Here is a 17,932-nt window from a genome sequence, read left to right as displayed (position 1 = left end):
TTGTTAGTTGTATCTTTAGTACCGTTTTTTAGCTCAGTACTAACTAATTTCAGGTAATGGAAGACAGACTATCCCGCATACTCTATAACTATCTTTTAGAAACAGGTATGAGCGAAAATCTCGCATCGTACCTGAACCTATTGATTTTATTGTTTGCTGCGTTGTTGTTGGCTTGGATCCTTGATTTGATCATCTGGAAAATACTGCGTTATGTATCAATAAGGCTGGCCAGAAAATCAAAAACTAATTTTGATAATTTTTTAGCGACCAACAAAGTGCCCCGTTTTGCAGCACACATCATACCATTGTTGGTTTTGTTCGAGCTTGTTCCCATTGCATTTATCGGTTTCGAATATGGTGATGCCATCGCCTTGAAAATACTCCAGATCTTATTTGTATTGCTAACCCTTTTCACGGTCAAAAGCCTATTTCGAAGTACGAATGATTACCTTAAGACCAAGCCAAGGTTTCGCGACAAACCAATGGACAGTTATATTCAGGTGTTTATGATTTTTGCCTGGATCGTCGGTGTCTTGACAATTATCGCCATCGTAACGGGTGTTGAAATCTGGAAGTTTTTTACGGCCCTTGGTGCAGGTTCCGCCATTATTCTATTGATATTCAAAGATTCCATTTTGGGCCTTGTTGCCAGTATTCAGGTTAGTATTAACGATATGGTGCGTATCGGCGATTGGATTACCTTCGAAAAATACGGTGCTGATGGGGATGTCATCGAGATTACCTTGGCCACAGTAAAAGTGCAGAACTTTGACAAAACCATTACCACCATTCCGACCTATGCCTTGATTTCCGATTCGTTCAAAAATTGGCGAGGCATGCAAGAATCGGGAGGAAGGCGCATCAAACGGGCATTAATTATCAGCCAAAAAAGCATCCGATTTTTGACGTATAAAGACATTGAATCCCTTAAGAATATCCAGCTTATTGAACCTTATCTTATCACAAGAAGCGCAAGCATAAATTCGTATAACAAAGAAAACGAAATTGATAAAAAATATGCGATAAACGGTAGAAACCTTACCAATATTGGCGTGTTTCGAAAATATGTCAACGATTATCTCCAAAACCATTCCGCTGTCAATAAAGGCATGACACTAATGGTGCGTCAACTTGCTCCTACACCACAAGGAATACCTTTGGAAATCTATGCCTTTAGTGCTGACAAACGGTGGGAAAACTATGAATATGTAATGGCCGATATCTTTGACCATCTTTTGGCTGCATTGTCGTATTTTGAATTGGCTGTTTTCGAATTGCCTATTTCGTTAACGGGAAATTTAAAGTAATAAACCTGAGTCTCTCATTGTTTTTAATGGTAATCAACTTAAAAAGACATATCAAGATTGCGTTCACCTATTTTCTGTTGGCGGCATTATTAGGGGTTTTACTACGGTTCTTTCGTTTTTCCGAACTTCCCATAACCTACAAGTATTTAGTGCATACCCATTCACATATCGCCTTATTAGGGTGGACATATCTCGCTCTAACTACGTTGCTCTATAAATTATATTTGGGCAAGTTGAGTTTAGATAAAAAGTATCGGAACATTTTTTTGTTTACCCAAGTTACTTTGATTGGTATGCTGTTGACCTTCCCGTTTATGGGCTACGCACTGTTTTCCATTATTTTTTCTACCTTTTTTCTATTTGTGTCGTATTGGTTCGCGTGGTTCTTTTTCAAAAACGTTCCGAAAAGCCTTAAAACAACCCATTCTTATAAATGCATGGCCGCCGCACTTTGGTACCTGGTAGTATCGAGTTTCGGGCCTTGGGCCCTAGGCGCGGTTATGAATGTGTTGGGAGGTGAATCTGTCTGGTACCGTTTGGCCATCTATTTTTACCTACATTTTCTCTATAACGGATGGATGATTATGGCACTTTTAGGGATATTCTTTTTTATTTTGGAAAGCCATCAGCTCGGAGTATCCAATGAGAGCTTTAAACGGTTCTTTTGGAACATCAATCTTGGGATTATTCTTTCTTTTTTCTTGTCGACTTTATTTATGAATCCACCATTGCTCTTGAACTTTTTGGGAGGCACGGGAGCATTATTGCAATTGGCCGCCTTTTCAATTTTATTGAAGGCTTTTACCACGGATAAGGAAAAATCAAAAGCCATGTTTTCTCCATTACAAAATGTATTGCTTAAGACTGTGGCCGTCTTATTGGGGGTCAAGATGTTGTTACAATTAATAACCGCTTTCCCCTCTTTTGCAAACTTGGCCACAACGCATCTCGATTTTACCATCGGCTATTTACATTGGACTTTTTTGGGCGTTGTGACCCTGAGTCTGTTCCTTTTTTTAAATTATTTCGGATTGCTAAAACTGTCCAAATCGACTTATTATTTTTATCTGATAGGATTTTTAATAACGGAGGCCCTGATTTTTTACAAGGGAATAGCAGCTTGGAAAAGCGTTCCACTTTTTGATGGATATTTTCAGGCTTTGGCAGTAGGAAGTATTGCCATTCCTATAGCGTTGTTCATTCTCTTATGGAACAACCTAAAACCAAAAGCAATAAATTTTTAAAAGGAATTTAACCGCTACCAACTTCTAAACTGATTTTAAGGGCATCGATTTTCTTCATGATACGGTCGGTCTCCAACAGGGCAACGATAATCTTTTGGTAATCCAGAATATCCCCAAAATCGAGGGTACGGCCTATACGGTCTTTAAGCCATTTTTGAGCAGGCTGACACCCGCCGAAATGGAGCTCCCATGCGGTTAATGGGATTTTATCAAAATACTGGGTCTGGTTGATCCAGATTCTACCAGCCTCCCCCGAATCCTCCGAAGAAGGGAAGATCGTCTCCCAGTCTTTTTTGCTGATTTTTGTCGTGATCTCGTTGCTACCGTCTTCAGGGTAGCTTGTGATATAATCCTTGACTTTCGGACTCTCCAACCAATGCAACTGTCTGAGTTCTCCTCCCAAGTGTACCAGTTGCCAAAAGGTGGCGGCATTCTCTGGATAGGGCACCTCTGGAAAATCGATCTTTAAAAACTCCTTGTACATTTCACGGTAACTCGGCGAATGCAGAACGGCATAAATATAATCGAGCAGGTCCATCGGCCCAAAGGTCTGTTTATAATCATCGCGGACTTCTGGGCTATCCGCAAAACAGACATTGCCTACGCCTTCAGGTTCGGACACAAAGGTTAGGCCTAATTTTGTTTTTATTTGTTTTAGAATTCGAATACCATCACAACAGTTATCGGCCTGTATACTGCCATACCATCTATTCAATTCCTCTAAGTATTTTGCTAAAATCATGTGCGGGTCGCCTTAGACCTTTTCCTCGAACTCCGGACAGTCCAATCGGATGTCTTGGCTCAAGAGTTCTTTCTCTAACAGCTTACAGTAGTCGACTTTTTTATTTTTTTGATAGAATTTACAGCCATAGCAAGTTCTCTGAACGGTCAGCATACCGATACGGTTCAGTTTGTAGATTAGTTCGGCCAAGGTTTTGAATACCTCATCGAGATCGGTCTGTTCAAAGGTATCGATCTGTTTCTTTAAGGGGTTGGCAAAGTCATTTGTTTCAGCTACGGTCTTTTTTCCCAAAGGAGATAATCGCAGGGTGTAACTACGTCCGTCGGAAGACGAAAAGTCCTTAACGAGCATTCCCTTCCTGTCCAAAATCTTGATGGCATCGCTTACCGTGGGTTTTGTGATGTTGAATTCTTTGGCAAGATGGCTTATTTTGCAAAGTTCCGGATTGTGAAAGGCGATAAAGATCAGCAACTGGATCTGAATAGGGCTCAAGCCTACCTTTTTTGCCTTTTCCCAAAGCAAGACCTTGAATACTTCCGAGATTCGTTCAAGACCGGCGACGATCTTGCTGGAAACTTCTTGCTGTTGCTGGTCTGGGTTAAATGCGCTTTTGTCCTTCATAAACAAGCCTTCCGGAATTTGTCCGACAGGCAAAGTTAGTAATCCTAATTAATTTAAAATGACCCTAATCGCAGTTTTCCATCTCGATTATAGCATAACCGTTTTTGTCAATTGCCTCGACAATTTCTTTGGATGCATGTTCAATATGGCAAAATCGACACTCTTTTGTGGTCAACGTATGGTTTTCAACCGATTTCGTTTTCAAATACGCATTTCCGAAAACGAATATGGTGGGTTCATCTTTCAAATCGCTCGGTACGAGAATATCGAAATGCATTCTGCGGCCGTCCTCCCGTTGTACATAAGTATCCCAAACTGAAATTTTCATAATCTTAGTTTTTCCAATAGTCATTCGCTTTCGACACGGTTTGATAATGTATTGCAATAACCTGTGAGGCGGCAATTAAAAACTGCGCGTTTTCATCATACTGTTCCCTTCCCTTTTTTAGTTTTTCCATATCAGGCTGTGTATATTTTACGCCCATTCTCGCCAGTTTGATGGCAAGTTCGAAACCTTCTTGTGAGGTGTTTGTCTCTAAAGATTCCAACCAATTTTCAATTATTTCCCTTTTACGGAATAAGGTAAGGATAAATCGTCGCTTGCGACGCTGAAAACTTCATAGACGCCCAACATCGGCAACTCTTCGTTACTCGTATTTACCTTCATGAAGGCCGTTACGCCATCATAGTTGAAGTCAATGTTGTTTTTTATGCGATAATCGGGCACCACTACTTTTATCGTGTTGCTTTTTGTGGTCACGGGATATCCGGGGGAATCCATGTACATGGGCATTCCCGGATTAGTGGGAGGAAGTACGACGGTCTCATCCGCTTTTTTGAACTGTTTTACGGAAAGGCCTCCGGCGACCCTTTTGTCCTCGCACAAGACCACCCAATGCGGATGCCATATTACGCCATCATTGTCATAAATGTTATCGCTGTTCTCGTCCCACAATGGAGTGTCGTCAAAATCGGGATGCGATGTCAGGGCGAGGGCCACAATGCCTTCGGTCTGGTTGAACCCCACATCGGTAGGTTTTAAGCTCGTCGGAAAAACATAACCGAGAACCGGGGCACCGTCCAACTGCCCTACCTTGGTAGGCACGGTCTTTCCGGCCGTACCGTTTACTTGAATCTGCCAGAGGGTCACGCCCATATCCGCATCGTGGGTTACACTGACCTCCTTAATGGCAAAGTCCTTGTTTTTATATTCGCCTTCTTGGGCGGCGCCATTCAGGGCCATGCCAAGAAATAATATTCCTGAAAATAATACTTTAATGGATTTCATTTTTTATGGTTTAGAAAAGCTAGGATGTTCAATTTTATTAGGAATCCTAACTTTATAAGTTAAAAATTAACCTTTGACATCGGCCATGGAAGCACCAAAATTGATATGCAGCGTATTACCTTCTGGCGTCACTAAGGCGGGAACTGATTTGACCCCTGCGTTTTCGGCCTCGGAAATCCGCGATCGGTCCTCGCCGATATTTACAACTTCAACATTGTTGGAACCGACCAAATTAACGATCTCATGTTCTGCGCTTACGCATACAGGGCATCCCGCATGATAAAAAATCGATTTTTTCATTTTAGCATGTTTTGTGTTTTTGCAATAGTGCAGTGCAAATATAGTAAGGATTCCTAACTATACAAATTAATTGACGACTTTTTTATCAATGTCATCATGCATTCAGGTTTTATATGTCGGCTGCTATTTTAAAGACGACTCCGCTCAATTGCTTGGAAACGGGAATCTGGCAAGCAAACCGACTTGAGGAAGTACTTCCATCAATTTTTGAAAGCATATGGCCTTCGTTTTCATCCATTCCTTCCGTAATATTACCTTCCAGTATCTCTATATGACAGGTGCCGCACCAGGCACGACCTTTACAGTCGACCCATTCCTCAAGATATTTATCGAAAAGCAGTTCCATAAGGCTATGGTACTCGTTGACCTTGAAATCGGCCTGACATTTTTTCCCCAACTCATTTATATAGGTTAGGCTGTATTTCTCCATAACAATGACTTTGGGTTTTGCTGGTATTTGAACCATACTGTTCAAAATAAATTGGCAACGATAACCGCACAGCTGAACACAACGCTCAAAATCAAAAGATTAAAAGTGATTTTCGTTTTCAATTGAGCCAAAACTGCCCCATTGAAGGCCATACAAAATATCGTAACTAAAAAAAGTAGAACGAGATTGATGACCTGATCTACACCGTTCATCAACAGTATCATGGCGGCCACCGACCCGATACAGCTTTGGCCTATAATCGCTATAGTCGCATAGCCTATTTGTTCCCTTTTGAATTCGGCCAATAGGCTATTGTATCTTTTCAACAATAAATTCGTCCTTTTTTTAAACCCAGAACGGGTCATCGGTATTGTCAGTGAATCTTTCATCGTTATGTATTTTTGAAATTATTTGTAATTGTTTCTCTGTTGCTACTTTCTGTATCTCGTTGAACAGCACCCGTTCCTCGAACCGGATGTGTTTTTCCAATTCTTCCTCGATCAGGCTCAGCGATTTGTCGATTTTATCGGTAGCGTTAAAAAGTCGCGTCAACCTGCGATGTTCCCTCAAGGCCCTTTTTACCAGTTCGTGGTCATTCCCCAGGATCGGGAAAACATGTTCCTCCTCTAGCTCAAAATGGGGAAGCGCATGGCGCTCAAAGAACCAATCGGCGTAGCGTTTGATCCGTTGTACTTCAATATCTTTAGTAAAGCCTGTCCTAATTTTCCAGCACAGCAGTAGGCCGTGGTGGTGGTCGCGGCTAAAAGGCTGGATTGCCGTATGTCTTTTGATTGGTACAACTTTCATCAGGAGGTGGATTTATATCGTTATGGTCAATTCTCTTTCCATCGATTCGGCCTTTGGAAACAAAATATTGTTCTCCAAATGAATATGCCTGTGCAGATCTTCTTCAAATTCTTTTAGTAGGGAGAATGCGACCCGGTATGTAGTGCAGGCATCTTCCGGTGGATTGTAGTCATTGCTAAGTTCCGCTATCAATCTAAAGCGCTCGCCTTCATTTTCATGCTCTTGCAACATCATGGCTATCGGATTTTTGACCGTGCCGAAATGTGGTCTGTCAAGCGGCTCGTTTTGCTGTTTGGCCTTGACCATTTTGCGCACCCAGGGGAAGAGTACCAATTCCTCTTTCTTCATGTGCATCGCCAATTCGCCCGCCGAAGCATTGAAGTGCTCATCAATTTTGAACAGCTCGGGATGGCGCTCACCATGTACCTTGAAAAGTTTATTCAGGTATTGTTTCAAAACCGGAATTCTTTCTTCTACATAGCGGTGGTGTTTTTTTTCGATATAGTCCGCAAACAGGTCCAATGGCCATGTTTTAAAATCCGTGTTGTCGCTATTGTTTTGCCGCTGAACCTCATATATCTCTCTGAGCAGCATATCAACATCAAGATTATGCTTTTCAGCCACCTCTTGAAGGGTACGGTTCCCCTTACAGCAAAAATCTATTTTGTGGTTCTTGAAAACCTGAGCGGTTCGATAATCTTCAGCGACCATTTGGCCGATTGTTTTTTCCAATGTTTTTTCCATCTTTTACTATTTTAATTCGGACATTTTTATCCTATTTTAGGGTAAATTTTTTATCTTTTTAAGTAGGTCAAGCCTACTTCGAGTCCTACGGTCATTTCATATAGGTTTGTACTTTCTAACATCAATTTCAGATCATCCCTTATTTTTACGAATTTGTCATGTACTGGGCAAGGCTTGTTAGCATTGCATTTTTTTAATCCCAATCCGCATCCCACATAGACGTTATTACCGTCTATGGCATACACAATTTCACTGAGCTTTATAGTTTCTATTCGTTCCTTATCGATTTGAAAGCCCCCTGCCGAGCCCTTGACCGAATCGACGATATTATTTTTTGACAGCTGTTGCAATATTTTGGCTGTAAACGCAACGGGCGAATCAATTTCTTCAGCGATTTCCTTCAAGCTTACCCGTCTTCGTTCAAGCGATTGTAGAGCAATATATGTGATGGCCCTAATACCGTATTCACATGCTTTCGAGAACATTCGATTTGTTTAAGTTTATATTACAAAGATAACCGTATTTTTAATTCGGACAAATTTATCCGAATTAAAATTTTGGATAGTTTATTTTTTTTACGACAGGGTGTTTTTAGATTACGGGATGCTATCCTGTTGTTGATAAATTTGCATGAACTGCATTGTGCTCATTTTCTGCGCACTATTCTTTGCAACCCAGGCCGTTTCACCCTCCAATCGTTAATCGGTGATCGTGAACCATTCATTCAGCCAAAGTCCGAAATTTTCTAAGTTAATAGTTTGGCCGAATTTTTTATCAACTTCATGATGGGCAGTAACTGGGTTTCCTAAGTACTTTTGCTTTAAAAATAGCTGCGTTTCCCCTCTCCGCCCTTATGAGACCTTCGTATTCAAAAAAACTCTAATTTCTCAGAGGCTTTAAAACTGTACAGTCGGAGTCCCGACAGCTATCGGGACCACCACAAATTGAAATTGAAAATAAAAAAGCCTCTCTGAAAAGAGAAGCTTTTTTCTGTACAGGCGGAGAGACTCCGTGAAGGACAGTGCCTTCACGATAAACTTTTCGCTCTCCACCATTATGAGACTTCCTTATACTAAAAAACCCCCGAAGATCGGGGGTTTTCAAATGTACAGGCGGAGAGACTCGAACTCTCACACCTTTCGGCACTAGATCCTAAGTCTAGCGTGTCTACCAATTCCACCACGCCTGCATCAATAAAATTAAAAGAAGGCACTAGATTCTAATATCTAGCTGGCTACCTCCCGATAGCTATCGGGACCACCACGCCTGCATATCCTGTTTCCAACAGGGCTGCAAATATAATTCAAATTTTCAATTTTAAAATGATTCATCGACAAAAATATAGCTGTGGATTTCGTATTTTTAACACCTACCAAAAATGTATCCATGCAAGAACCCAAAGCCTATATTGAAAACAATAAAGAACGTATCCTCAATGAACTTATTGAAATTTTAAAGATCCCTTCTATTAGTGCCGATTCTGCGTTTTCCCATGATGTAATGCATATGGCTGAAACTGTTGAAAAAGCCCTGCAAACAGCTGGTTGTTCACATACTGAAATCTGCGAGACCGATGGATACCCCATCGTTTACGGTGAGAGGATCAAGGACCCCAACCTTCCTACCGTACTGGTGTATGGCCATTATGACGTTCAACCCCCGGATCCATTGAATCTCTGGACATCCCCACCTTTTGAACCTGTAATAAAAAAGACTACCCTACACCCGGAAGGAGCTATCTATGCAAGGGGTGCGAGTGACGATAAAGGACAGATGTATATGCATGTCAAAGCCCTGGAATTTATGGTAAATACTGATTCCCTTCCCTGTAATGTGAAGTTTATGATTGAAGGAGAAGAGGAAGTGGGCAGCAACAGTCTTGTGACTTTCGTAAAAGAGCACAAGAAAAAACTGGCCAATGACATCATCCTTATTTCAGACACCGGTATGATCGCCAAAGATGTACCTTCGATTACTACCGGACTTCGAGGATTAAGTTATGTTGAGGTTGAGGTAACCGGGCCTAACAGAGACCTGCACTCAGGTTTATACGGCGGAGCGGTGGCTAATCCCATCAATATCCTCGCTAAGATGATTGCATCCCTGCACGATGAAAATAACCACATCACCATCCCAGGTTTTTATGACAAGGTGGAAGAGCTTACTAAAGAGGAGCGCGCTGCTATGGCCGAAGCACCTTTCGATCTTAAATCCTATCAGGATGAAATTGGTATTGAGTCTGTCTACGGAGAAAAAGGATACACAACCAATGAACGAAATTCCATCAGACCAACCCTGGATGTCAACGGTATTTGGGGAGGCTATACCGGGGAAGGTGCCAAGACCGTGATCGCCAGTAAGGCCTATGCCAAAATTTCGATGCGCCTGGTACCACACCAGGACTGGAAAGAAATTACGGAACTCTTTTCGGTACATTTTAAAAAGATCGCCCCCAAAGGCGTTACGGTAAAAGTCACGCCCCATCATGGAGGACAGGGATATGTTACACCTATTGATTTTGTGGGATACAGGGCAGCTGAAAAAGCCTATGAAAAAACCTTTGGTAAAAAACCCATCCCTCAGAGAAGCGGGGGAAGCATCCCGATTGTCGCCTTGTTTGAGGAAGAGTTGAAGAGTAAAACTATTCTTATGGGCTTTGGCCTTGACAGTGATGCCATTCACTCACCGAACGAACATTTTGGCGTTGAGAACTACCTGAAAGGGATTGAAACAATCCCTTATTTCTACCAGTATTTTACAGAAATGTCAAAATAATCAAGCTTTAACAAAATTAAAGTCTTTTTAATGTAACAAATATATAAGGGTTGCGTTCTAATAGTCTATCAATCAATTGAGAACACTATTATGATACAACGATTTTTTATCCTCTGCTCAGGGGCAGACGCCTCTATTCTCGAAACTTGTTCACCTGGGGAACGAAACAAATACGCCGGCATAGGAGCTACCGTATTTTTTACGGCCGTAATGGCTTTTCTCGCCGCAGGATATGCCCTTTACACAGTCTTTGACAATGTATATACCGCGCTCGGTTTTGGCCTGATCTGGGGCCTGTTGATCTTTAACCTGGATCGCTTTATTGTGTCCACCATCAAAAAACGGAATAGCTTTAAAAGTGAATTTCTCCAGGCAATGCCAAGGATACTTCTGGCGGTTATTATCGCTGTAGTGATATCCAAACCTCTGGAAATGAAGATTTTCGAAAAGGAGATCGATCAGGTATTACTGGAACAAAAAAATGAACTTACCCTGGCCAATAAAGAACAGATCGCACAACAATACATTCCCGTTGTGGCCGATCTGGAACAGGATATCCTACTTCTCAAGGAAGAAGTGGCGGCTAAGGAGGCTGAGACCAATGCATTATACGATACTTATATATCGGAAGCCGAAGGACGAGCTGGGACCATGCTGCTTGGCAAAGGTCCTGTATACAAGGAGAAAAGGGAAAAGCACGACGCTGCCTTACTCGAATTAAGAGAATTAAAAGCTAACAATGCCGAAAGGATTGCAGGAATTGAATCCCAGATTACTAAACTTAATTCTGAGTACGAAACAGCAGTGGTTAATTCACAACCCATTATCGACGGTTTCGATGGCCTGATGGCCAGAATTAATGCGCTTGGCGAACTGGCCTGGTTCCCTTCATTTTTTATCTTCCTTTTATTCCTCGCTATTGAAACTGCACCTATTATAGTAAAGCTTCTGGCGCCTAAAGGGCCGTACGACTTTAAACTGGAAGAGGAAGAAAGTACAGTGGAAGCCTGGGTGACCCAAAAAGTATCCCAGAGACAACATATCATGGCGACCGATGAAGCCCTGAATGAGAAAGTCTACGGTGAAATTCGGGAAGAGGAAAGGGTATATGCCCACAAAAAACAAAAAGCCGAAGAGTTGCTCAGGCTTCAGGCTGAAGCCTTCCACGAACTTCAGATAAAAAGCTTATAGCCTAAAGGGAGTCATATACCGCCTTTAATTTTTTGGTGAATTTAGCAATGACCAGCTCGTAAGAGTGGTCTGTAAGTTCTGTTATCAGTTTTGAAGGCAGCTGTTCAAAATGGAGAGTATTCCAGTGTGTCTTGCTCATATGAAAGGCGGGAAGAATTACTCCGTCGTACATTTCCCGCAATTCGATGCTCCTTTCCGGATCGCATTTCAGGTTTACCTGGGATGGAATACGTTCGAGAGGAACAAGGGCGAACATCTTTCCCATCACTTTAAATACAAGAGTTACCTCATCAAACGGAAACTCTTCTGTTACTCCTTTTTTATTTAGGCAATACTGTCTGAATTCCTCAACATTCATTCTGTATCTCTCTGCATTAATCCTCTTCTAGTCCGATTGCATCATATATTAGAACCTTCTCCCACAGATGTTCCGATTCCTCAATGAACCTGAGATGTGCCTCCTCTTTCTGATATTTGTCCTGATCCTCAGCAGAGGCAAAAGTGACAATCAAATTATAGGTGTAGCTATCATCGACGATTTCCCTGGTGGCCTTAGGGGGTGTGCCCAGGAATTTTGTCTTCGCATAAAGTGAGTTGTCCATAAACGTCTCCATGGACGATTCAAAAGCCGCGCGGTCTTCAGCACTCCCGGGATCCTTCAGCCATATGTATACTGAATGTACAAAGGCAGGGTTAAAATCAGCGTTTGACTGGGTTTCATTTTTGCAGTTAACCAGGAATATCGCAACCAGAAAGAGAATAAATATGCGTTTCATATAAGGAAGTTTTTATTTTCCATTTTCAAGGGCTTTCCGCTCATTTTCTTTGAGCTCCAGGGCAGAATAATCTAATTTCCAGCCAATAGTTTCCACTAGTTTACTTATTAGCAAAATGGCTTCCAGGGCTTCTCTCCTCGCTGTGTCCATCAATCCGCTTTGCGGAATTTTTTCCCTGATGTGCTGAACAGCTTCCTGATTCAAAACAGTAAGGTCATTAGGTCTGAAGGAGTTGAACAACCCATTCTTTATATCGTAAAATTCCAATTTTGGTTCAATCGACATAATCTGGGGTTCCGGAAAATTTTCGAGCACTATTTTCTTATTTGGCGTGTCTGCCTTAAGTAATATCTGTTTCAGATCATACCCTATATGGGCCTTAGCATTAATAACTATCAATGCTTTTTTCTTGCTGCTTACCAGGCTTAAAAAGTGCTCCTTTGTATTTTCATACTTGTAGATCTCCGCAAAATCCCCTTCCACGGAAATCAGTTTGCAAACGCTCTTTATTCTTTCCAGGAGTACTGTCGATTGATGTTCGGTGGTTTCCCTGTTTCTTTTACGTCTGAACATGGAATACATCCAATACATCATGATTGCGCCCAGAATTAACCCAAGTACAACTTCTAAAATGCCTTCCATAATCGATTCTATTCTTAAACAGCGTTAAAGGTAAGGAATGGTAGACACATAAAATACCCTTATAATATTTGGTAAAGAACAGGCCTGCTCGGACTGGCATCATTTTCAAAAGGGGCGAACTGGAGATCAAGCATATAAAACCCGTCTTTGATTTTATGGGAAACGTAGATAAATTCTGTTATGGTAGCCTGGGTTCTTATGGTCTGTCCTAAACCCCAAAATGCCCTATGGGCCAGCAACGCCCCTTCATCCTTTTCCTTGTCAACCGATGGGAGATCAACCAGGAGATGCTGTATTCCTTTTTTTACCAGAAACAACATGGCCTCTTCTGTAAAATAGGGTGGATTTGTATGAGAATACTGACGGGACAGCTTGTCTTTTGTATTCGGCAAAGTTCTGACGACCAAAGCTTCAGGGATTTCCCCTCTGAGGTTCCTCTCTAATTGTTTTCTCGACATTACCAGGTCATCTCCTACTTTCTCCGGGGCAATAGTTATAAGTCGGGCCTTAAAAAAGTACTGATCCACAAGCTGATTGACAGAATATTTCCTCTCTGTTATATGCCCAAGACATTCGGTATGAGTACCATGCGCATGGGGGTTGAAAAAGATATCATTAAAATTGATACTGGCTCCCTGGTCTACGCTACCCACAAAATCTCCTTCCCTGTGCGGCTCAATTCGCGGAGGATCAGCGTACCAGGCCGAGACATTCTTATTTCCATGACGGAGGGGGATTGATATGTCCAGGGGTTTGGAAAGATCTATCTTAAGTATTTCGTTCCCGAGTTTAATAGCAGCAATCATATCAGAGCAGGGTATCGTATCTATCCTAGTTCTTCTTTTCTAAAGGTAGCATAAATAAATCAGCGGCCAGGCCATCACTGAGGAACTTTCCCTTGCGGGTCACTAATAAAGTGTCGCCATCCAGAAAAAGATAACGATCCGCCAGATGTTGTTCTGCCTGCTGCAATAAATAGTTCTGAAAGTGAGGGCCAAACTGCTTCCCCACTCTATCTAGGGAAACACCCCACATAGTGCGCAAGCCTGTCATAATGTATTCGTTGTACCGATCTCGCTGAGACAGGACCTCTACTTCCCTGGGTAAACGAGATTGGTTTAAAGCCTTAATATAGAGGGGATTGTTTGAAATATTCCAGGACCTTTGTTTGCCATTAAAGGAATGTGCCGACGGACCTATTCCCAGATAGGTATCCCCCTGCCAATAGGCCTTATTATTCCTTGAAAAAAATCCGGGTTTACCAAAATTTGAAAATTCATAATGGACAAAGCCGGCGTTTTCCATTTCAGATATTAATATATGAAACTGTTCCTCTGCTATGTCGTCATCAACTTCTGCAACAATCCCTTTTTCAATAAACTTTTTCAGGGCTGTACCGGGTTCAACCGTCAGGGCATAACTCGAAATATGCGGGATATCAAATGACAAGGCCGTTTCAATGTTTTGTTGCCACATTTTACTGTCAGATGTAGGTACGCCATAGATCAGGTCAATAGAAATATTCTCAAATAATTTGGTCGCTTCAGCTATGGATTTTTTTGCTTCCTCCGCACTATGCGCCCGATTCATAAATTTGAGATCTTTATCAAAAAATGACTGTACTCCAATACTTAGCCGATTAACTTTTGATTTTGATAGTCCCCTTAATTTTTCGGACGACAAATCATCCGGATTTGCTTCCAGGGTGATCTCAGCATCTTTTTCAACTGAATAATGATCAAATACGGTTTGCACGAGTCGGTCTATCTCCCCTACTTCTAAAACAGAAGGGGTTCCGCCACCAAAATAGATTGTAGATAAGGTCTGGCCCTCGTACTCCGATCTTCGCATCACAGTTTCCTGTTGCAACGCTTTGATCATCTCGTCCTTTTTTTTCTGGTTAGTGGAAAAGTGAAAATCACAGTAGTGACATGCCTGCTTGCAAAAAGGTATATGGAAATAGATTCCTGCCATCAACCTTGTTTTATATAAACTATTAAAAAAGAAATGGCGAAAGAAGACATGGCGTAGGTGATGAACGCAAGGATAAACAGAATAAAAGATTTTACGATCACAAGGAAATACTTCCTTTGAAAAAAGGAAACCATCGCATAAACAAAGAACAAACACATAATCATACTCCCCAGGGGTTGCAACTGATCGCCAAACGCCTGTACAACAAACATATTACAAGTGACGATCAGTGTGTATATCCCAAGGAGATAAAAAGAGATGGCTATGTACTCTGCAAGGGAATATCTTTTGTAGAAGAATAATTTCAAAAAGAGGGCGAGGGTAAAGACAAAAACGAAGAGAAAATTATTGATATTCATCAACATATAATTTCTTGCTTCGGTAAGCAGGGTGGGATCCGGGCCTCCTTCCTCTACAACTATCATACTATTTCTAAATGGATCGAAACCTATCACAGACCTGATCACAATGTAAAGGACGGTCATTAGGATAAAGAAGGAAACAGGGCGGTAATACGTCCTTCTTTTTCCGTCTAAATAAGAACGCAGTAGAACCCCCGGCCGGAGGAACATGTCCCGTATGGTAATCAACAGTGGTGCATTGATCGAAAAGAGATTGTTAGCGAGATCCTGGAAGGTTTCCTTAAAAGTTACCTTGTGAATTCCACTGCGCTGCCCGCAACGCGAACAAAAATTTCCCCGGAACTCCGTCCCGCAGTTTCTGCAAATATGTGAATTGATTTCTTCCACACTCTATTTCAGTCGGTCTTCATTTTGCTTTACAAAGGCAGCCCATCCTGTATAGGATTTCGTTTTTGTCGCCCTTCCCTGATTGTAAAAATGGCAGACGGCCGCCGCCAATCCATCTGTACTATCCAGGTTCTTAGGCAATGACTGGAGTTGTAGCAGTTGTTGCAGCATTTTAGCAACCTGTTCCTTACTGGCATTCCCATTCCCTGTAATCGCCATTTTAATCTTTTTTGGAAAATACTCCGTAATAGGGATCTGCCTGCTTAGTCCGGCTGCCATTGCCACACCCTGTGCCCTGCCCAGTTTAAGCATGGATTGAACATTCTTGCCAAAGAAAGGGGCTTCTATGGCTATCTCGTCCGGGTGATAGGTATCGATCAGTTCTATGGTTCGATCATAAATCAATTTGAGTTTAGTAAAAGGGTCGTCGTACTTTTTCAACAACAATTCATTCATTTGTATAAAGGACATATTAGCCCCTACCACCCTTATAATCCCAAACCCCATAATGGTTGTTCCGGGATCAATACCCATAATGATCTTTTCCTTACTCACCTTAATTTAGTTAGTAGTTAGTTCAAGAGGCAGCCTGAAACGGCTCCTTACCGGCACTCCTCTTTTCAGTGCCGGAGCAGGTTTTGGCAAACTTCTGAGGCTCCTGATGATGATCTCCCTGAATTCAGGGAGTTGTTCCCGGAGTACAGCATCATTTTCCATCTCCACTACTCTTATTTCTCCTGACTTTTCAACAAGGAAATCAATATAAACAGTGGTTTGTATATCCTTTTCAGCCCTAAAATTGAAATCCTCCATATGCATGGCCAGATTTTGTAAGAGGGTATTTTCGAAACATATACGTTGATCGGGTTTTGATACTGTCTCATCACAACCTTCAAACAAGGGATATTGATCCACATCGTTCCAGTCGAGGCTGCGCAACTCATCCTCAACCAGCTTTTGGGTCTTTGATTCGGGTGTAGCCAGCCAATCGCAGGAAAGCAGGAGAAACAGGCAACAAAACAAACATAAAACCCTCATGGAAGATTGTATTCAAAGTTGAAAATTACGCTTTTTTTTAGTCAAACCGAATTCCGTAAAGAGATGTAACAAATCTGCAGTACCTTAGTCTTATTGAATAAATACAATAATGGATATCGTTTTACTTTTCCTGGGATTTGTTCTGATGATACTCGGAATCCTGGGTAGTTTCCTCCCTGTCCTACCCGGAACACCTGTAAGCTGGGTAGGTTTGTTTTTGTTGTATCTGACGAAAGCCGTGCCTAATGACTGGTGGTTCCTCGGTATTACCCTGATGATTGCCTTGCTTGTTTTTGCCATGGATTACATTATCCCGGCGATGGGGACGAGGAAATTTGGAGGAACGCGTGCGGGGATGATAGGGACAACGCTGGGTTTGGTGGTTGCCATCGTATTTCCGGTCCTGGGAATCCTGGGTATTGTCATTTGGCCTTTTGTAGGAGCATTCCTCGGCGAATTACTCAATAAAGCCGATCAGCAATCGGCCTTAAAAGCAGCTTTTGGTTCGTTTATTGGATTTTTAACGGGAACCTTTTTAAAATTTGTGGTTACCATTATATTCCTGGGGCTATTTATCTCCACAGCCTGGGAATACAGGTCGGCCTTATTTCCCTATTTTAATAATTAAAGGAATTTATTTAGCTGAGCCAGACCGTTTTCTCCCCTACTGGATTTCGGATCCCCGGTTCAGGTTTCTCATCGTAATGTCCCATATAAAAAAAGCCAAGGCATTTTTCACCTTTTTCCAAGGGGAAAAATTCATCCATATACCTGATAAGCGAAGGGGAACTCCAATAGGCACCTAACTTTAGAGAAGTGCAACAGAGCCACATATTTTGAACAGCCATTGCGGTTGCAGCAATCTCTTCCCATTCAGGTAGGCGTTCTTCAGGATCGCGTTGCATGCATATGGCGATTACAACTGCCGATGCTTTTGGCTTTTCGCGTATTTTTCTCGCTTTTACTTCCTTGGGCCTGGGGTCGGTTTCCTCATATTTGGCCGATAGAAAATAGCCCAGGCTTTCTTTTGATGAGCCTGTGAGCACCTTAAAACGCCAGGGCTCAGTTTTTCTGTGTGTAGGTGCCCAATTAGCAGCCTCGAGGATTCGTTCAACGACTTCCCTCTCAATTGGTTTATCGTTGTATTGTGCCGGAAATATGGCTCTCCGGTTCTTAATAAGGTCAAAGATCATATTGCTTGTGAGATTTATAATTGTTAGGCCAGATCAGAGTTGAGTGTCCTGTTCATTTTCTGGTTCATCTCAAACTTAATGAATACATTTAGGGTAATCAAATAATATAGT

24 protein-coding genes and 1 tRNA gene are annotated in these 17,932 nt (G+C 41.9%); 5 read left to right on the top strand and 20 right to left on the bottom strand.

The window, feature by feature from the left end; genetic code table 11:
• Window positions 1-56 precede the first annotated feature (56 nt).
• Both AB8P51_RS00880 and AB8P51_RS00875 read left to right on the top strand, forming a co-directional pair.
• A complete protein-coding gene (locus tag AB8P51_RS00880) occupies window positions 57-1,307 on the top strand; it encodes a mechanosensitive ion channel family protein (protein ID WP_369746885.1) in 1,251 nt (416 codons plus the stop codon).
• A 437-nt stretch (window positions 1,308-1,744) separates the two neighbouring features.
• The gene (locus AB8P51_RS00875) at window positions 1,745-2,551 is read left to right on the top strand and encodes a hypothetical protein (protein ID WP_369746884.1); all 807 of its coding nucleotides are present in this window, start codon (window positions 1,745-1,747) and stop codon (window positions 2,549-2,551) included.
• A gap of 7 nt (window positions 2,552-2,558) precedes the next feature.
• On the opposite strand, the gene AB8P51_RS00870 is transcribed toward AB8P51_RS00875, so the two are convergent.
• From AB8P51_RS00870 to AB8P51_RS00820, 11 genes are all read right to left on the bottom strand, one after another.
• Window positions 2,559-3,266, bottom strand: a complete 708-nt coding sequence (locus AB8P51_RS00870) for a type ISP restriction/modification enzyme (RefSeq protein WP_369746883.1) — start codon at window positions 3,264-3,266, stop codon at window positions 2,559-2,561.
• A gap of 39 nt (window positions 3,267-3,305) precedes the next feature.
• Window positions 3,306-3,914 (bottom strand): MarR family winged helix-turn-helix transcriptional regulator, encoded by a 609-nt coding sequence (locus AB8P51_RS00865; RefSeq protein WP_369746881.1) that lies wholly within the window; start codon window positions 3,912-3,914, stop codon window positions 3,306-3,308.
• A gap of 64 nt (window positions 3,915-3,978) precedes the next feature.
• Window positions 3,979-4,242, bottom strand: a complete 264-nt coding sequence (locus AB8P51_RS00860; RefSeq protein WP_369746880.1) for a DUF2024 family protein — start codon at window positions 4,240-4,242, stop codon at window positions 3,979-3,981.
• 4 nt (window positions 4,243-4,246) lie between these two features.
• On the bottom strand, window positions 4,247-4,462 hold the full coding sequence (locus AB8P51_RS00855; RefSeq protein WP_369746879.1) for a hexameric tyrosine-coordinated heme protein: 216 nt from the start codon (window positions 4,460-4,462) through the stop codon (window positions 4,247-4,249).
• Window positions 4,463-4,473: 11 nt separating this feature from the next.
• Window positions 4,474-5,202 (bottom strand): hypothetical protein, encoded by a 729-nt coding sequence (locus AB8P51_RS00850; RefSeq protein ID WP_369746878.1) that lies wholly within the window; start codon window positions 5,200-5,202, stop codon window positions 4,474-4,476.
• A gap of 66 nt (window positions 5,203-5,268) precedes the next feature.
• Window positions 5,269-5,502 (bottom strand): thioredoxin family protein, encoded by a 234-nt coding sequence (locus AB8P51_RS00845; RefSeq protein WP_369746877.1) that lies wholly within the window; start codon window positions 5,500-5,502, stop codon window positions 5,269-5,271.
• 109 nt (window positions 5,503-5,611) lie between these two features.
• Complete coding sequence (locus tag AB8P51_RS00840; protein ID WP_369746876.1) at window positions 5,612-5,932, bottom strand: 2Fe-2S iron-sulfur cluster-binding protein; 321 nt, start codon at window positions 5,930-5,932, stop codon at window positions 5,612-5,614.
• A 345-nt stretch (window positions 5,933-6,277) separates the two neighbouring features.
• Complete coding sequence (locus tag AB8P51_RS00835; RefSeq protein WP_369746875.1) at window positions 6,278-6,739, bottom strand: hemerythrin domain-containing protein; 462 nt, start codon at window positions 6,737-6,739, stop codon at window positions 6,278-6,280.
• Between the two features lie 12 nt (window positions 6,740-6,751).
• On the bottom strand, window positions 6,752-7,483 hold the full coding sequence (ric, locus tag AB8P51_RS00830) for an iron-sulfur cluster repair di-iron protein (protein WP_369746874.1): 732 nt from the start codon (window positions 7,481-7,483) through the stop codon (window positions 6,752-6,754).
• A 50-nt stretch (window positions 7,484-7,533) separates the two neighbouring features.
• Window positions 7,534-7,968: an Rrf2 family transcriptional regulator gene (locus tag AB8P51_RS00825; RefSeq protein WP_369746873.1), complete on the bottom strand. Its 435-nt coding sequence runs from the start codon at window positions 7,966-7,968 to the stop codon at window positions 7,534-7,536.
• A gap of 622 nt (window positions 7,969-8,590) precedes the next feature.
• Window positions 8,591-8,672 (bottom strand) — tRNA-Leu (locus AB8P51_RS00820).
• Between the two features lie 197 nt (window positions 8,673-8,869).
• Between AB8P51_RS00820 and AB8P51_RS00815 the strand changes: the two genes are divergently transcribed.
• Together AB8P51_RS00815 and AB8P51_RS00810 are read left to right on the top strand one after the other, a co-directional pair.
• Complete coding sequence (locus AB8P51_RS00815) at window positions 8,870-10,258, top strand: dipeptidase (RefSeq protein WP_369746872.1); 1,389 nt, start codon at window positions 8,870-8,872, stop codon at window positions 10,256-10,258.
• A gap of 90 nt (window positions 10,259-10,348) precedes the next feature.
• A complete protein-coding gene (locus AB8P51_RS00810; RefSeq protein ID WP_369746871.1) occupies window positions 10,349-11,449 on the top strand; it encodes a DUF4407 domain-containing protein in 1,101 nt (366 codons plus the stop codon).
• Between the two features lies 1 nt (window position 11,450).
• Here the strand turns inward: AB8P51_RS00810 and AB8P51_RS00805 are convergent, their stop codons facing one another.
• The 8 genes from AB8P51_RS00805 to AB8P51_RS00770 are packed head-to-tail and all read right to left on the bottom strand — an operon-like array spanning window position 11,451 to window position 16,628.
• Window positions 11,451-11,807, bottom strand: a complete 357-nt coding sequence (locus AB8P51_RS00805) for an MmcQ/YjbR family DNA-binding protein (protein WP_369746870.1) — start codon at window positions 11,805-11,807, stop codon at window positions 11,451-11,453.
• Window positions 11,808-11,823: 16 nt separating this feature from the next.
• Complete coding sequence (locus AB8P51_RS00800) at window positions 11,824-12,225, bottom strand: Dabb family protein (RefSeq protein WP_369746869.1); 402 nt, start codon at window positions 12,223-12,225, stop codon at window positions 11,824-11,826.
• 12 nt (window positions 12,226-12,237) lie between these two features.
• A complete protein-coding gene (locus AB8P51_RS00795) occupies window positions 12,238-12,867 on the bottom strand; it encodes a DUF4230 domain-containing protein (RefSeq protein WP_369746868.1) in 630 nt (209 codons plus the stop codon).
• A gap of 59 nt (window positions 12,868-12,926) precedes the next feature.
• Window positions 12,927-13,673 (bottom strand): cyclase family protein, encoded by a 747-nt coding sequence (locus AB8P51_RS00790; RefSeq protein WP_369746867.1) that lies wholly within the window; start codon window positions 13,671-13,673, stop codon window positions 12,927-12,929.
• Between the two features lie 25 nt (window positions 13,674-13,698).
• Window positions 13,699-14,841 carry a radical SAM family heme chaperone HemW gene (gene hemW, locus AB8P51_RS00785; RefSeq protein WP_369746866.1) on the bottom strand — a complete coding sequence of 381 codons (1,143 nt, stop codon included), beginning with the start codon at window positions 14,839-14,841 and terminating at the stop codon, window positions 13,699-13,701.
• Window positions 14,841-15,590 carry a DUF3667 domain-containing protein gene (locus AB8P51_RS00780; protein WP_369746865.1) on the bottom strand — a complete coding sequence of 250 codons (750 nt, stop codon included), beginning with the start codon at window positions 15,588-15,590 and terminating at the stop codon, window positions 14,841-14,843. The genes hemW and AB8P51_RS00780 overlap by 1 nt, the downstream gene beginning before the upstream one ends.
• A 3-nt stretch (window positions 15,591-15,593) precedes the next feature.
• Window positions 15,594-16,145, bottom strand: coding sequence for a crossover junction endodeoxyribonuclease RuvC (gene ruvC / locus AB8P51_RS00775; protein WP_369746864.1), 552 nt, complete (start codon window positions 16,143-16,145; stop codon window positions 15,594-15,596).
• Between the two features lie 6 nt (window positions 16,146-16,151).
• Window positions 16,152-16,628, bottom strand: coding sequence for a hypothetical protein (locus AB8P51_RS00770; protein WP_369746863.1), 477 nt, complete (start codon window positions 16,626-16,628; stop codon window positions 16,152-16,154).
• Between the two features lie 109 nt (window positions 16,629-16,737).
• On the opposite strand from AB8P51_RS00770, the gene AB8P51_RS00765 reads away from it, so the two are divergent.
• Window positions 16,738-17,256, top strand: coding sequence for a DUF456 domain-containing protein (locus AB8P51_RS00765; RefSeq protein WP_369746862.1), 519 nt, complete (start codon window positions 16,738-16,740; stop codon window positions 17,254-17,256).
• 10 nt (window positions 17,257-17,266) lie between these two features.
• Here AB8P51_RS00765 and AB8P51_RS00760 read toward each other — a convergent pair whose 3' ends face one another.
• Window positions 17,267-17,821, bottom strand: coding sequence for a nitroreductase (locus tag AB8P51_RS00760; protein WP_369746861.1), 555 nt, complete (start codon window positions 17,819-17,821; stop codon window positions 17,267-17,269).
• Between the last annotated feature and the right edge of the window lie 111 nt (window positions 17,822-17,932).

The organism is Muriicola sp. SD30, assembly GCF_041205185.1.
GTDB lineage: Bacteria > Bacteroidota > Bacteroidia > Flavobacteriales > Flavobacteriaceae > Muriicola.
This window is presented reverse-complemented; position numbering and strand designations above follow the sequence as displayed.

Bases quoted from the DNA above. Each gene is read 5' to 3' on its own strand.
- AB8P51_RS00880 (WP_369746885.1), top strand. From the start codon at position 57: ATGGAAGACAGACTATCCCGCATACTCTATAACTATCTTTTAGAAACA.
- AB8P51_RS00875 (WP_369746884.1), top strand. From the start codon at position 1,745: ATGGCCGCCGCACTTTGGTACCTGGTAGTATCGAGTTTCGGGCCTTGG.
- AB8P51_RS00865 (WP_369746881.1), bottom strand. From the start codon at position 3,914: ATGAAGGACAAAAGCGCATTTAACCCAGACCAGCAACAGCAAGAAGTT.
- AB8P51_RS00860 (WP_369746880.1), bottom strand. From the start codon at position 4,242: ATGAAAATTTCAGTTTGGGATACTTATGTACAACGGGAGGACGGCCGC.
- AB8P51_RS00850 (WP_369746878.1), bottom strand. From the start codon at position 5,202: ATGAAATCCATTAAAGTATTATTTTCAGGAATATTATTTCTTGGCATG.
- AB8P51_RS00845 (WP_369746877.1), bottom strand. From the start codon at position 5,502: ATGAAAAAATCGATTTTTTATCATGCGGGATGCCCTGTATGCGTAAGC.
- AB8P51_RS00840 (WP_369746876.1), bottom strand. From the start codon at position 5,932: ATGGAGAAATACAGCCTAACCTATATAAATGAGTTGGGGAAAAAATGT.
- AB8P51_RS00835 (WP_369746875.1), bottom strand. From the start codon at position 6,739: ATGAAAGTTGTACCAATCAAAAGACATACGGCAATCCAGCCTTTTAGC.
- ric (WP_369746874.1), bottom strand. From the start codon at position 7,483: ATGGAAAAAACATTGGAAAAAACAATCGGCCAAATGGTCGCTGAAGAT.
- AB8P51_RS00825 (WP_369746873.1), bottom strand. From the start codon at position 7,968: ATGTTCTCGAAAGCATGTGAATACGGTATTAGGGCCATCACATATATT.
- AB8P51_RS00815 (WP_369746872.1), top strand. From the start codon at position 8,870: ATGCAAGAACCCAAAGCCTATATTGAAAACAATAAAGAACGTATCCTC.
- AB8P51_RS00810 (WP_369746871.1), top strand. From the start codon at position 10,349: ATGATACAACGATTTTTTATCCTCTGCTCAGGGGCAGACGCCTCTATT.
- AB8P51_RS00805 (WP_369746870.1), bottom strand. From the start codon at position 11,807: ATGAATGTTGAGGAATTCAGACAGTATTGCCTAAATAAAAAAGGAGTA.
- AB8P51_RS00800 (WP_369746869.1), bottom strand. From the start codon at position 12,225: ATGAAACGCATATTTATTCTCTTTCTGGTTGCGATATTCCTGGTTAAC.
- AB8P51_RS00795 (WP_369746868.1), bottom strand. From the start codon at position 12,867: ATGGAAGGCATTTTAGAAGTTGTACTTGGGTTAATTCTGGGCGCAATC.
- AB8P51_RS00790 (WP_369746867.1), bottom strand. From the start codon at position 13,673: ATGATTGCTGCTATTAAACTCGGGAACGAAATACTTAAGATAGATCTT.
- hemW (WP_369746866.1), bottom strand. From the start codon at position 14,841: ATGGCAGGAATCTATTTCCATATACCTTTTTGCAAGCAGGCATGTCAC.
- AB8P51_RS00770 (WP_369746863.1), bottom strand. From the start codon at position 16,628: ATGAGGGTTTTATGTTTGTTTTGTTGCCTGTTTCTCCTGCTTTCCTGC.
- AB8P51_RS00765 (WP_369746862.1), top strand. From the start codon at position 16,738: ATGGATATCGTTTTACTTTTCCTGGGATTTGTTCTGATGATACTCGGA.
- AB8P51_RS00760 (WP_369746861.1), bottom strand. From the start codon at position 17,821: ATGATCTTTGACCTTATTAAGAACCGGAGAGCCATATTTCCGGCACAA.